At 51.0% G+C, this 13390-nt stretch carries 10 protein-coding genes and 2 tRNA genes; 9 read left to right on the top strand and 3 right to left on the bottom strand.

Annotation, left to right across the window (positions count from 1 at the left end; translation table 11 throughout):
- The first annotated feature begins 88 nt into the window (after positions 1-88).
- The 8 genes from B2067_RS04040 (at position 89) to B2067_RS04005 (ending at position 8731) form a co-directional block, all read left to right on the top strand.
- Positions 89-164, top strand: a tRNA-His gene (locus tag B2067_RS04040).
- A gap of 169 nt (positions 165-333) precedes the next feature.
- Entirely contained in the window at positions 334-1656 is a 1323-nt protein-coding gene (gene tig / locus B2067_RS04035; RefSeq protein ID WP_076517823.1) for a trigger factor, read from the top strand.
- A 118-nt stretch (positions 1657-1774) separates the two neighbouring features.
- Positions 1775-2398, top strand: a complete 624-nt coding sequence (clpP, locus tag B2067_RS04030) for an ATP-dependent Clp endopeptidase proteolytic subunit ClpP (RefSeq protein WP_068444339.1) — start codon at positions 1775-1777, stop codon at positions 2396-2398.
- 96 nt (positions 2399-2494) lie between these two features.
- Positions 2495-3778, top strand: a complete 1284-nt coding sequence (gene clpX / locus B2067_RS04025) for an ATP-dependent Clp protease ATP-binding subunit ClpX (protein ID WP_068444342.1) — start codon at positions 2495-2497, stop codon at positions 3776-3778.
- A 129-nt stretch (positions 3779-3907) separates the two neighbouring features.
- Complete coding sequence (gene lon / locus B2067_RS04020) at positions 3908-6298, top strand: endopeptidase La (protein ID WP_068443500.1); 2391 nt, start codon at positions 3908-3910, stop codon at positions 6296-6298.
- Between the two features lie 113 nt (positions 6299-6411).
- The gene (locus B2067_RS04015; protein WP_068443502.1) at positions 6412-6684 is read left to right on the top strand and encodes an HU family DNA-binding protein; all 273 of its coding nucleotides are present in this window, start codon (positions 6412-6414) and stop codon (positions 6682-6684) included.
- Positions 6685-6703: 19 nt separating this feature from the next.
- Positions 6704-6780 (top strand) — tRNA-Asp (locus B2067_RS04010).
- Between the two features lie 130 nt (positions 6781-6910).
- Positions 6911-8731: a SurA N-terminal domain-containing protein gene (locus B2067_RS04005; protein ID WP_301387540.1), complete on the top strand. Its 1821-nt coding sequence runs from the start codon at positions 6911-6913 to the stop codon at positions 8729-8731.
- Positions 8732-8822: 91 nt separating this feature from the next.
- On the opposite strand, the gene B2067_RS04000 is transcribed toward B2067_RS04005, so the two are convergent.
- From B2067_RS04000 to B2067_RS03990, 3 genes are read right to left on the bottom strand one after another with little or no spacing between them, the layout of a single operon-like run.
- Entirely contained in the window at positions 8823-9617 is a 795-nt protein-coding gene (locus B2067_RS04000) for an enoyl-ACP reductase FabI (protein ID WP_068443507.1), read from the bottom strand.
- Between the two features lie 12 nt (positions 9618-9629).
- The gene (locus tag B2067_RS03995; protein WP_301387537.1) at positions 9630-11069 is read right to left on the bottom strand and encodes an ABC transporter substrate-binding protein; all 1440 of its coding nucleotides are present in this window, start codon (positions 11067-11069) and stop codon (positions 9630-9632) included.
- Positions 11056-12636 (bottom strand): lytic transglycosylase, encoded by a 1581-nt coding sequence (locus B2067_RS03990; protein ID WP_301387536.1) that lies wholly within the window; start codon positions 12634-12636, stop codon positions 11056-11058. The genes B2067_RS03995 and B2067_RS03990 overlap by 14 nt, the downstream gene beginning before the upstream one ends.
- Positions 12637-12763: 127 nt before the next feature.
- Between B2067_RS03990 and B2067_RS03985 the strand changes: the two genes are divergently transcribed.
- On the top strand, positions 12764-13390 hold a 627-nt coding region (locus tag B2067_RS03985), incomplete at its 3' end, for a methyltransferase domain-containing protein (RefSeq protein WP_301387535.1).

Here is a 13390-nt window from a genome sequence, read left to right as displayed (position 1 = left end):
GGATAGAGCATCGGCCTTCTAAGCCGAGGGTTGCAGGTTCAAGCCCTGCCGGGTGCGCCATTTTAATGGCAGCTCAGCAGTCTATGTGGTGGCCGTAGCTCAGTTGGTAGAGTCCAGGATTGTGATTCCTGTTGTCGCGGGTTCGATCCCCGTCGGCCACCCCACTTTCTCCCCCTTGTCTTCGTAGTTTCCTAGCACTTTCGGGCCTATCTTCGTTCCTCTATTTCTGGTGGTTTTAACGTATTGCTCCTTGAGCTATAATCCGCGACCTTTATTTATTGACGGTTGGCCGGAGGCTCGCCGTTCCCACGAAAACTGATATGAGAGGCATCTATGCAAGTGTCCATTGAGACAACCTCTGGTCTTGAACGTTGCATGACCGTTGGTGTACCCGCTGCGGAAGTAGAAGCGCAAGAAGTTGTAGAGTTAAAGCGCATCGCACAAAGCCAGAAAAACCAGAAAACTCCTGGCTTCCGTACTGGTAAGCCTCTGCCTCCGAAGGTTCTGAAGCAGCGTTTCGGTAAGCAGGCTCGCCTGGAAGCTGTTTACAACCAGATGCAGCAGACTTTCTTTAAGGCGGTTCAGGAGCAGGAAATCAAGCTGGCAGGTATGCCTAAGTTTGAGCCTACTGTTGATGAAGCAGGAAAAGATCTTGAGTTCAAGGCAGTCTTCGAAGTGTACCCAGAGATCGCTCTGGCTGGCTTCGACAGCATCAAAATCGAGAAGCGCAGCGCTGAAGTTACTGATGCTGACCTCGACACTATGCTTGAAAACCTGCAGAAGCAGCAGGCTAAGTGGAACGAAAGCGAAGAAGCCGCCGCTGATGGCGACCAGGTTGTTGTAGATTTCGAAGGCTTTATCGACGGTGAAGCGTTCGAAGGTGGTCAGGCAAACGACTACAACCTGACTCTGGGTTCTAACTCTATGATCCCAGGTTTTGAAGACGGTCTGGTTGGTAAGAAAGCAGGCGAAGAAACAACACTTGATGTTGCTTTCCCAGCGGATTACCACAAAGAAGATCTTCAGGGTAAGCCAGCTCAGTTCAAAGTGACTGTTAAAGCAGTTAAGAAGCCTGAAATGCCAGAGCTGAACGAAGACTTCTTCAAAGGTTTCGGTATCGAAACTGCTGACCTGGAAGAGTTCAAGGTTGAGATTCGTAAGAACATGGAGCGTGAGCTCGGTCGTGCGATCCGCAACCTGACCAAGCAGCAGGTTATTGCTGGTCTGCAGGAAAACAACGAAGTTGAAGTTCCTTCTGCACTGGTTGATCAGGAAATTGATCGTCTGCGTCAGCAAGCTGTTCAGCAGTTTGGTGGTGGTCAGCAGATGGATGCAAGCATGCTTCCGGCTGAACTGTTTAAAGAACAGGCTGAAAAGCGTGTTGTTATCGGCCTGCTGATGAATGCAGCGATCGAATCTGCAGATCTGAAGCCAGACGAAGAGAAAGTTGAAGCGCTGATCGAAGAGATGGCGTCCGCTTACCAAGAGCCAGAACAGGTTCGCGAATACTACAACAGCAACCCGCAGCAGAAAGCTCAGGTTGAAGCTCTGGCTCTTGAAGACCAGGTAGTAGAGAAGGTTCTTGAGTCTGCTCAGGTGAGCGAAGTTGAGTCTAATTATGAGGAAGTTGTGCGTCTGGCTAACCAGCCTGCGTAAGAACTTACCATTCAGACCTGACTTTCAGCCAAGACATGGCTAAACTGAAAGACAGCCGCTATCCTTTAAGGATAACGGCTGTTTTTCTTTTTACTCACGTCAGGGAGTGCAGGGTCGAATGTTTGACTCCATGAAGCAACAATCAGAAATTATCGATAACGCTCTGGTACCAATGGTGGTAGAGCAGTCCGCGCGCGGCGAGCGCTCTTACGATATCTACTCACGCCTGCTGAAAGAGCGTGTCATCTTCCTGGTTGGTCAGGTCGAAGACCATATGGCAAACCTGGTCGTAGCCCAGCTGCTGTTCCTTGAGTCTGAGAACCCGGATAAAGATATTCACCTTTACATTAACTCACCGGGTGGCTCGGTCACTGCGGGTATGTCGATCTATGACACCATGCAGTTCATTAAGCCGGATGTGAGCACTATGGTTATTGGTCAGGCGTGCTCAATGGGTGCATTCTTGCTTGCAGCGGGCGCAGAAGGTAAGCGTTACAGCGTACCGAATTCACGCGTGATGATTCACCAGCCAAGTGGTGGTGCTCAGGGTCAGGCGACCGATATTCTTATCCACGCTCAGAACATCCAGGACACGAAAGACCGCCTGAATCGCATTCTTGCGGAACATACGGGCCAACCTCTGGACAAAGTTATTGCGGATACCGAACGCGATAACTTTATGGATGCAGAAGCGGCTAAAGCCTACGGGATTGTCGACGAAGTCCTGACAAAACGGGCATAACGAAATATTCCGCTTTAATTCTCTCCGACGGCTTGAAATTGCCGTCGGAAGCATCCATCTTTGAATAAACAGTAAGTAAGACGACGAGGCAGTCGAATGACCGACGAAACAAAAGGCAAAGGCGACGACGGTAAGCTGCTTTACTGCTCTTTTTGCGGTAAAAGCCAGCATGAAGTCCGTAAGTTGATCGCCGGGCCTTCGGTGTTTATCTGTGACGAATGCGTTGATTTGTGCAACGACATCATTCGTGAGGAAGTACAGGACGCCGAAACAAAAGGGAGCTCAGATCAGTTGCCAACTCCGCAGGAGATCAAGGCGACTCTGGATGAATACGTAATTGGCCAGGATAAGGCGAAGGTGGTGCTGGCAGTTGCCGTGTACAACCACTATAAGCGCCTGCAGCACGATGGTGGCAAGACTGGCGTAGAGCTTTCTAAGAGTAATATTCTCCTGATCGGTCCTACTGGTAGTGGTAAAACGCTGCTGGCTGAAACGCTGGCGCGTCTTTTGAACGTTCCATTTACTATCGCCGATGCAACAACGCTGACTGAAGCGGGTTACGTGGGTGAGGATGTTGAGAATATCATTCAGAAACTGCTGCAGAAGTGTGATTACGATGTCGACAAGGCGCAGCGCGGCATTGTTTATATTGACGAAATCGATAAGATCTCGCGTAAATCTGACAACCCATCCATCACTCGTGACGTATCGGGTGAGGGTGTTCAGCAGGCACTTCTGAAACTGATCGAAGGTACTGTTGCTTCTGTTCCGCCTCAGGGTGGACGTAAGCATCCGCAGCAGGAGTTCCTGCAGGTAGATACGGGCAATATCCTGTTCATCTGTGGCGGTGCTTTTGCCGGACTGGACAATATCATCCGTGACCGCTCTGAGAAGAGTTCCATCGGTTTTTCTGCCACTGTGAAGGGCAAAGAAGACGAGAAGGCGGTTGGTGAAGTTCTGCGCGAAATTGAATCAGGAGATCTGGTTAAGTTCGGTCTGATTCCTGAATTTATTGGTCGTCTGCCGGTTGTGGCAACGCTGGATGAGCTGGATGAAGACGCGCTTGTACGTATTCTGACCGAACCGAAGAACTCGCTTGTACGTCAGTATCAGCGTCTCTTCGAAATGGAAGACGTTGAGCTCGAGTTCCGTGACACTGCGCTGGACGCTATCGCTAAACTGGCGATGGAGAGAAAGACCGGTGCTCGTGGCTTGCGTTCAATTCTTGAAGCGGCGCTGCTTGATAGTATGTACCGCGTACCGTCAGAAGAGCATGTTGCGAAAGTAGTGGTTGAGGATTCCGTTATCCGCGGCGAAGCCGAACCGCTCATTATTTATGAAAGCAATGATGTTGGTAAAGTCTCACCAGATGACGACTGATCCACACTTTTAGAATTGCGTTACAGAGAAGGGGCCGAATGGCTCCTTTTCTTTTTCTGTCCCCTTGTAATCCTCTGTTGCCATCCCCAATATCAATAGTGTTACAGATACTTTGAACAGGTTGTAAATATGTCACAGCAAAACCTTCCGTTATTGCCTCTCCGTGACGTCGTGGTGTTTCCAGCGATGGTCATTCCTCTGTTTGTCGGACGTGAAAAATCGATCAACGCACTGCAGGAGGCAATGGATGGAGATAAACGCATCATGCTGGCTGCACAGCGCGATGCCGCCGACGATGCACCTGTTCTTGAAGGTATGCACGAGACAGGAACGCTAGCCACCATTCTGCAGCTACTGAAGCTCCCTGACGGTACTGTGAAAGTACTCGTTGAAGGTGATGTCCGTGCTCGACTGGACAATCTGGTCGACGCCGGTGACATGTACCGCGGTGACATCACGGTTGTCGAAGAGGAAGAATTAAGCGAGCGCGAGAATGAAGTGCTGCTCCGTTCATTAACCGGTCATTTCGAACAGTATGTTCAGCTGTCGAAGAAAGTCCCGAGTGAAGTTCTTTCAACTATCTCGAATATCGAAGATGCCAGCCGTCTGGCCGACACCATTGCTGCACACCTCTCCCTGAAGCTGGAAGAGAAGCAGGACGTTCTTGAGGTTCTCAATGCGAAAGATCGTGTCGAGCACTTGATGGAGCTGATGGAGTCCGAGATTGATCTTCTCAAAGTCGAGAAACGGATTCGCGGCCGTGTTAAGAAGCAGATGGAAAAAAGCCAGCGTGAGTATTACCTGAATGAGCAGATGAAAGCCATTCAGAAAGAGCTTGGCGATATGGAAGACGGCTCTAATGAATTTGAAGAGCTGACGAATCGTATTGAAGAGTCAGGCATGAGCAAAGACGCTCGTGAAAAGGCCGATGCTGAGCTGAAGAAGCTGCGCATGATGTCACCAATGTCTGCAGAAGCGTCTGTGGTTCGCGGTTATCTTGATTGGTTGATCAATATTCCTTGGAAGAAGCGCAGTCGGGTAAACAACGATATCGCTAAAGCCAGCGAGATCCTGGATGCGGATCACTTCGGTCTTGAGGAAGTAAAAGAACGTATTCTTGAGTACCTGGCAGTACAGAGCCGCGTTAAGAAAGTGAAGGGCGCGGTGCTGTGTCTGGTAGGGCCTCCGGGTGTGGGTAAAACGTCACTGGGTAAATCCATTGCCCGTGCGACCAATCGTAAGTTTGTAAGAATGGCGCTCGGTGGCGTGCGTGACGAAGCTGAGATTCGTGGTCATCGTCGTACCTATATCGGCTCTATGCCGGGCAAACTGATCCAGAAAATGTCCAAGGTTGAAGTGAAGAACCCACTTTTCCTGTTGGATGAAATCGACAAAATGGGCATGGATCATCGTGGTGATCCGGCTTCGGCACTTCTTGAGGTGCTTGATCCGGAGCAGAACACTGCATTTGCCGATCATTATCTCGAAGTCGACTACGATCTGTCTGATGTGATGTTTGTCTGTACTTCGAACAGTATGGATATTCCTGGTCCGCTGCTGGATCGTATGGAAGTTATTCGTATCCCGGGCTACACCGAAGACGAGAAAGTAAATATTGCGCGTCGTTATCTGCTGCCTAAGCAGATTAAGCTGAATGGCCTCAAAGACAGTGAAATTGAAGTGTCTGATGATCGTCTGCGCGAGATTATTCGTTACTACACACGTGAGGCGGGTGTGCGTGGCCTTGAACGTGAGGTCGCGAAACTGTGCCGTCGTGTAGTGAAAGCAAATATGCTTGATAAATCGAATGTGCAGCGCGAAATCAGTGAGGAAATGCTTCAGGATTACCTGGGTGTGCGCAAGTTCTCCTACGGGCTGGCGGCTGCCGATAATCAGGTTGGCCAGGTGACTGGTCTGGCGTGGACGTCGGTTGGCGGTGAGCTGCTGACTCTGGAAGGCGCTGCAACGCCGGGTAAAGGGCGTATCGTCAAAACCGGTAAGCTGGGTGAGGTGATGCAGGAGTCTATCCAGGCGGCACTCACGGTCGTTCGCTCGCGTGCTGCGGGTATGGGTATCGCGGAAGACTACTTCGAGAAGCACGATCTGCATATTCACGTACCAGAGGGTGCGACGCCGAAAGATGGTCCGAGTGCCGGTATTGGTATGGTAACCGCTCTGGTTTCTGTTATGACGGGTATTCCGGTTCGTGCCGATGTTGCCATGACGGGTGAAATTACCCTGCGCGGTAAAGTGCTAGCGATCGGTGGTCTGAAAGAGAAGCTTCTTGCGGCGCATCGCGGTGGAATTAAGACGGTTGTCATTCCAAAAGAGAATGAAAAAGACCTGAAGGATATCCCGGATAACATTAAAGCCGACTTGCAGGTTCTCCCTGTTGACTGGATTGATGAAGTTCTGGATGTTGCGCTCGAGAGCAAGCCAGAGGATGTAATTGGTGAAATTATGACCACTGACGATGCAAACACGAAAAAAGATGACTCAGGTCGGCCAAGTACACACTAAGGTCGCTTGACGCTCTTGGGGGTAGTTGGTATAAATCAACGCTCTCAAGTTTCTGTAGCGATCATCCAGTCGCACAACAAAACTAAAGATATGGATGCAATAAGGGGATAAGTGTGAACAAGTCTGAACTGATTGATGCTATTGCGGCTTCTGCTGATCTGCCAAAAGCAGCGGCTGGTCGTGCTCTGGATGCCATGATTGAGGCAGTGGGCGGTGCTCTGAAAGAAGGTGACCAGGTTGCTCTGGTTGGCTTTGGTACTTTCCTGGTTAAAGAGCGTGCTGCTCGTACAGGTCGTAACCCGCAGACTGGCGCTCCGATCGAAATCAAAGCGGCTAAAGTACCTGGCTTCAAGCCGGGTAAAGCGCTGAAAGACGCTGTCAACTAAGACACCGTTGTAAGGGTTAGGACCGGTAGTTCAGTTGGTTAGAATACCGGCCTGTCACGCCGGGGGTCGCGGGTTCGAGTCCCGTCCGGTCCGCCAGAATAAAGCGCATCCTTGATGCGCTTTTTTTGTGTATAGTGCTGTTGCTGACGATCAGCTCTCATAATTATTAATGCCGCTTGTCGCGGTAGGCACTAAGTCCGGAATCACCGGGCATTAGGGAGGAAACATGCTACAGACCATGCGTAATAATGCGCAGGGCATCATCGCCAAAATCATCGTAGGTTTTATCATTGTTGTTTTCGCACTTTGGGGTGTTGAAAGTATTGTCAATCTTGGCGGTGGCGAAAAACCCGTAGCGACGGTTGGCGACTATGAGATTAGCCGCGTCGAAGTTCAGCAGAAGGTTGCTGAGCAGAAAAATCAGCTGCGTCGTCAGTTTGGCGATCAGTACGATGACGGTCTGTTCAATGACAAGTTTCTTGAGCAGTCTGCGGTAGAACAATTGATTAACGAGAAAATTGCACAGACTCAGGCGGATAAACTCGACCTGTACGCAGCGAAAGGTATCGTTGATCAGATGATCGTAAATACGCCTTCGTTCCAGACGGCGGGCGAGTACGATCCGGAACAATTTAAGCTGGTTCTGCGGATGAATGGTTATTCAGTTGCGCAGTACCGTGCAATGCTGGCTGACAGTGTTCGTCAGAATCAGGTTCGTGCAGCCTTCATGCTGTCGACCATTGAAACGCCATTCGAAATGCAGTTGCGCCAGTCTCTTGAAAATGAACAGCGCACATTCTCTTACGCTTCGGTATCAGCGGATCAGTTTAAAGATTCTGTCGAAGTGCTGGATGATGAAATTACTGCGTATTACGACGTGAATATACAGCGTTTCATGACTCCAGAGCGTGCGCGCATTCGTTATGTGCTCCTGTCTCGCGACAGCATTGAAAATGCACAGGAAGTCACTGACGAAGATCTCGAAGTGGCATATCAGGATTACGTTGCTGATATCGAACAGAATGAACAGCGTGAATCTGCGCATATTCTATTTCTGACCGAAGATCGTTCTGAAAGCGAAGCGCTTCAGCTGGCAGAAGCTGCTCGTACGCGCCTCGAGAATGGTGAGTCGTTCGCGACTGTCGCAGCGGATGTATCAGAAGATGGCGGTTCGGCTGACATGGGCGGCTCATTGGGTGTTAACCCTCGTGGTGCGTTTGACCCAGCGTTCGATGATGCTCTTTACGCGCTCGAAGAAGGCGAAGTGTCTGAGCCAGTCGTGACTGAATTCGGTGTTCACATTATTAAGGCTGTATCCGTTCAGTCTGCAGATGTTCCCGCGATGGCTGACGTTCGTGATGAACTGGTCGATATCGTAAAAGCTGAGAAGGCAGGCTTCCTGTTCGCTGAGCGTAGCCAGGAACTCGCTAATTCAGCTTTCTCGGCTGAAACGATTGAAGAGCTGGCAGCAAGCTCAGGCCTTGAGGTTCAGACCAGTGACTACTTCACTCAGGCAGGCGGCCAGGGTGTTGCTGACTCGGATCAGGTTCGCCGTACAGCCTTTGAAGACAACATGAAACTTGATCGTGAGCTGAGTGACCTTGTTGATATGGAAGCTGGCTCTATGGTGTTCGTTGTTGATGATTATCAGGATGCTCAGCCTAAGCCACTCGACGAAGTTCGTGGTCAGGTTGTTGCTGCTCTGACCAGTCAGAAAGCGCTTGAGGCTGCTTCCGAGAAGGCTGAGGCTATTCTCGCAGGTGAGGCTGATGCTGACTGGAGTGAGGCGACGACGACACTGCGTCAATCAACAGATGCACCTCGTGTTGCACAGCAGAAAGCATTTGCACTGGCTGAAGGCGAGTCAGATGTAGTGTCTTCACCTGCTGGGTATACAGTGGTCAAACTGACGTCTGTTGATCGTAAGTCGTGGGAAAATATGGCGGTAACGGATGAGCTTAAAACCTCTGTTCGTAATCAGTCTGCCCGTGACGATATGGTCAGCTATCAGGCATGGTCAAAAGCTAATACTGAGATTTCCCAGTAAGAGAGTTCAGTCGTTAGTCCGACCAATAAAAAAGGCAGCCATTGGCTGCCTTTTTTGTTGGTTAGCTGGGTCGCTAACCCAAAACGATTTATCAATCGTCCATCTCATCCAGGCTCATGGCGCAGGTGTTAAATCCACCGTCGACATAGATATTCTGTGCCGTAACACCTGAGGCCATATCAGAGCACAAAAATACCGCGGTATTTGCGACTTCAGCAGCCGTGATGTTTCGTTTCAGTGGAGCACGCTCTGCGTTTTTCTTGAGCATTTTTCGGAAACTCTTAATGCCGGAGGCAGCCAGCGTTTTAATAGGCCCGGCAGAAATTGAATTGACGCGAATGCCGTCAGGGCCGGTTGAGCCTGCGAGGTAGCGCACAGATGCTTCGAGTGAGGCCTTGGCGAGCCCCATGACGTTATAGTTTGGTAATGTCTGCTGAGAGCCGTGATACGTCAGCGTGAGCATGGCTCCGTTACGACCTTCCATCATGGGTTTCGCATGCTTTGCCAGCGCCACAAAGCTGTATGAGCTGATGTCGTGTGCGACCCGGAATCCTTCGCGGCTGGTGACGTCGAGGTAGTCGCCGTTAAGTTCTTCGGCAGGGGCAAACCCTACGGAGTGGATCAGAATATCGATGCCATCCCATGTCTCTTTGAGTGAATCGAACACTCCCTGAATGTCGTCATCTGAAGAAACATCACAAGGAAAACATAGATCTGAATTCCATTCTGCTGCCATTTTTTTTACCCGCTCGCCGAGCTTGTCGCCCTGATAGGTAAATGCGAGCTCTGCACCTTCTCTATGAAATGCCTCAGCAATGGCGTAGGCGATAGAGTGTTTGCTGGCAACGCCAACAATAAGGGCTTTTTTGCCACTGAGTAGACCCACGGTAGGCTCCTGTTATTCTGGTTGTGTCGTGTTGTTAGTTGCGGGATAGCGGACGACGATAGGTTCTTCGTCGTTATCCCTGTCTGGCCGGCCCAGAACGCGGGCCCGTTGGCGCCTGTCCAGCCCTATGTAGCCCCCAGTGTATATATCTGTGGGAGAAAGAATATCCCCTTTTCCCTCTCCGGGCTGGGGGAGGGTTACCCATGGCCAGCAGGCATATTGATAATAGGGAATGTCGTATAGAGCGGCAATATGGAGGTTGCTGTCATTCGACGAAAGATAACGTAGCACTTCTGCATGGTTTGCGATCTTGCTTTGCGGAAGGGCGATTATTGCCGCCTCATAAAACCCGGTTCGTATCCGGGATTTGAATATCCGTGATGGCACTTGGGAGTATCCAGCCTGGCTGGCCCAGTTCAGTGTTGGTGCGGGGCTGAAAATAACATCGGCAACCAGGCCTTCGGACTTCTCACCATCAACTGCGCTGAATACTTGCTCCTTCAGAAGAGTAAAGCGATCTTGATCCAGGCTGCCAGAAGCAATCAGTAAAACGCTGAGTGGGTTCTCGGCTTCACTGATAATGTGAGTAATGTTTTTGATTTCAAGCAGTGTCTTCAGCCACTCATCGGCGCTGTCGGATATTGATGTCGTGCTGATGCAGTCAACCTGGCCTTGTATGAATTGATCGAACCTCTCCGCTGAAGCTTTATGAAAGACTATTTTCCGTATTCTGAATCGATCACTCAGTGCAGGTACATTGTCTCCCCACCAGTCAGGGTTTCTCTCCAGACTCATGGTGGTGCCATTCAGATCGGTAGGGAGGTAAGGGCCGTTTACTGGTGGACGTGCATCAGCGGCCATGCCCGCGGCGTGCCCGGGCATGATTCGTAATCCAAATAATGCTTCGGGTGCTCTGTCATACTTTTGTGAGTAGTGGAGAGCGAAGTGTTCGGCATCGTATTGCGTAATCCCCGTCAAAGACTGATTAATCAGCTGACGTTGATAGGGTGTCCCGGACGTTAGCTCTGACAAGTAGAAAAGAGTGTATATAGCGTCTTTTGTTGTGACGGGTATGCCATCGCTCCAGGTTGCCCCTGGATGGATGCGGAAAATGATTTTGTGGTTGTCTGGCTCGTCACGCCAGCTTGCTGCCAGAAGCGGTGGCCGGAGACCATCCGTCCCCGGCTTTCCTGCCAGAGGAACATAAAGATCGTCAAGGAGGTCGTCTGATGGTGTTGACGGCAGGCGCTTCCAGTTTTTTGGGAGCGTAGCGGTGAGGGTGGTGAACGCACCTGCTATCTTGACGGCTGACTCTGATTCTATGACATCGACGACAGGTAGCTCGGGTAATGTTTGTGCATCTTCGATGAATACGTCGAGAGCGAGGGATGCGGAGGCGCTCAGGGTTAGCCAGAGCGCCAGTGCAACGAGGCAGGGTTTAGCGAATAACATCTACATATAAGGTCAGGTTCTGGCCGGGCTTAAGGTAACGCCCCCCAAGCTTGCTTGAATTCCAACGCTTAATGTCTGACACCGTGACATTGAAGCGCGAACCGATGGTGCTCAGATTGTCGCCGCTGCGTACTTTGTAATACACCTTGCGAACCTCTTCGCGATGTCCGTCAGACTCGGTTGTCCAGATCGTAAGTTTTTGGCCAACTTTCAATGGGTCGCCCGGTGCCATACCATTCCAGCGACTCAGTTTGTTCACGGAGGTGTCATACATGCGGGCGATTTTCCAGAAGCTGTCCCCATTCTTAACGCGGTAATCTACGCGTTGAGATCGATTCGCTGTCTGGCCGGAGTTCTGTTTTCGAGTCAGGCGCTCATTCAGACTTAAACCGTACTCGCCGCCGGCTTTCAGTGCGGAAGGAATAAGAAGTTGCTGGCCTGCGTAAATGGTGTCTGATTTCAATTGGTTGGCGCTGCGCACAACCTCAGCAGTAATATTGTGTTTACGGGCAATGGTAATAAGGCTGTCGCCCGAACGAACCACGTATCGTTGCCATTTCAGTCTCGAGTTCTCATCCAGGTTGGCGAGGTTCTCTCGATAGATAAACTCCTGCGTCGCAGGAATCAGGACTTCGTGAGGGCCGTCAGGATGAGTTGCCCAGCGATTAAATTGTGGATTCAGGCGATAGATCTCATCGAGGTCGGTGTCTGCAAGTTCGGCGACCTGTGACAGGTCAATCTGACCACCTGTTGGCACGATAGCGAAGTAGGGAGCATCTTCAATATCTTTCCAGGCGATGTCGTAATCTTCCCTATGCTTCAACAGGTAGGAAATAGCGACGAGCTTAGGCACATAAGCACGGGTCTCTTTAGGAAGATCCAGACTCCAGAAATCGGTATCCAGCCCTTTGCGTTTGTTCTTTCTGATGGCTTTTCTTACGGTGCCTGCACCAGAGTTGTAACTGGCAAGCGCGAGCATCCAGTCGCCATCGAAGCGACCTGCAAGGTATTCGAGGTAATCGAGGGCTGCGTTGGTAGCGCTGCGAATGTCGCGGCGACCGTCATGCCACCAGTCTTGATGCAGCCCGTAGGCGCGACCTGTCGACGGTATAAACTGCCACACGCCTGAAGCACGACCATGACTGTAGGCGAAGGGGTCGAAAGCACTCTCTACAACCGGAAGCAAAGCCAGTTCGCCCGGAATCTCGCGACGTTCAACTTCGCTTGCAATGTAATGAAGGTAGCGACGGGCACGATCCGATACCTGCTCCAGGTGGCGGGGATGCTTAAGATACCAACCCATGTGGCGTTTTACGCGCTCATTTGACGTGTCCAGCTCAAGCCCGAAGTTGCTGACGACCCGATCCCATGACGTTGCCGGCGCCAGAGGCTCAGTAAACTCTTCTTTGGGTTCCGGGTCGGTTTGAGGGGTTGACGATATGTCGCTGGTTGCCTGTTCTGGCGCGATACCCGCGATGTTGTCTTCAGAGGCAGGCTCGTTTTTAGGGGCGATGGAACTGCACGCTGACAGGACTGCCGTCAGCAGGCATACTTGCAATAACTTCATACAACTGGTGTCTGACTACGTTTTCCTGTCAGTCTATCAGCATAATCCATGCCCGCAAGGCGAACAGTGTCAAATGAAACACGGCCACAGAATAAAAACTCAGGTTCAGAAGCGATGGTTGAGTCGCATGGATACACAAAGACTGATGGCGCTGGAGGGCTCGTGGCTTGAGGAAAGAGTCTCCCACTTAAGAGGACGTCATCTTCTTTACGCCGGCGTAGATACTGATCCTAAGTTTCTGGGGCGCAGTCGGGCTGATCATACCTTTCGCGTGGGTTTGCCCTGGCAGAGAGGCCTGGTTGATTGTCAGGCACGTATCGATAATACGCGCTGGCCGTTCCCTGATGAAGCGCTTGATGTCGTGGTTCTTCAGCATGCGCTCGATATGACAAACCGGCCACACCAGTTGGTGCGGGAGGCCACTCGCTCGCTTGTTTCGGGCGGTTATCTGGTTGTTGTTGGATTTAATCCCTACAGCACCTGGGGTGGTGTTCGGTGGCTGCGAACCATGTCGACAGAATTGCCCTGGGTGTCAAACCCTGTCGCACCATTACGCTTGTCAGACTGGCTGATGCTACTGGACTTCCGGGTTGAAAATATCACTACCGCTGCGCATTTATGGCCTGTAAAAATTGGATCTGAAGCTATGAGCCGCCGGGTTGATCGTGTTCTGGCAGGCAACCGGGTGGTGGCTGGAAATATATATCTTCTGGTCGCACGTAAAACCGTTGCAGGCATGACAACGATTCGTTCA

This window comes from Thalassolituus sp. UBA2590 (assembly GCF_002339775.1).
GTDB lineage: Bacteria > Pseudomonadota > Gammaproteobacteria > Pseudomonadales > Oceanobacteraceae > Thalassolituus.
The sequence above is the reverse complement of the archived record's forward strand: the minus strand, read 5'-3'. Positions and strand labels throughout refer to the sequence as shown.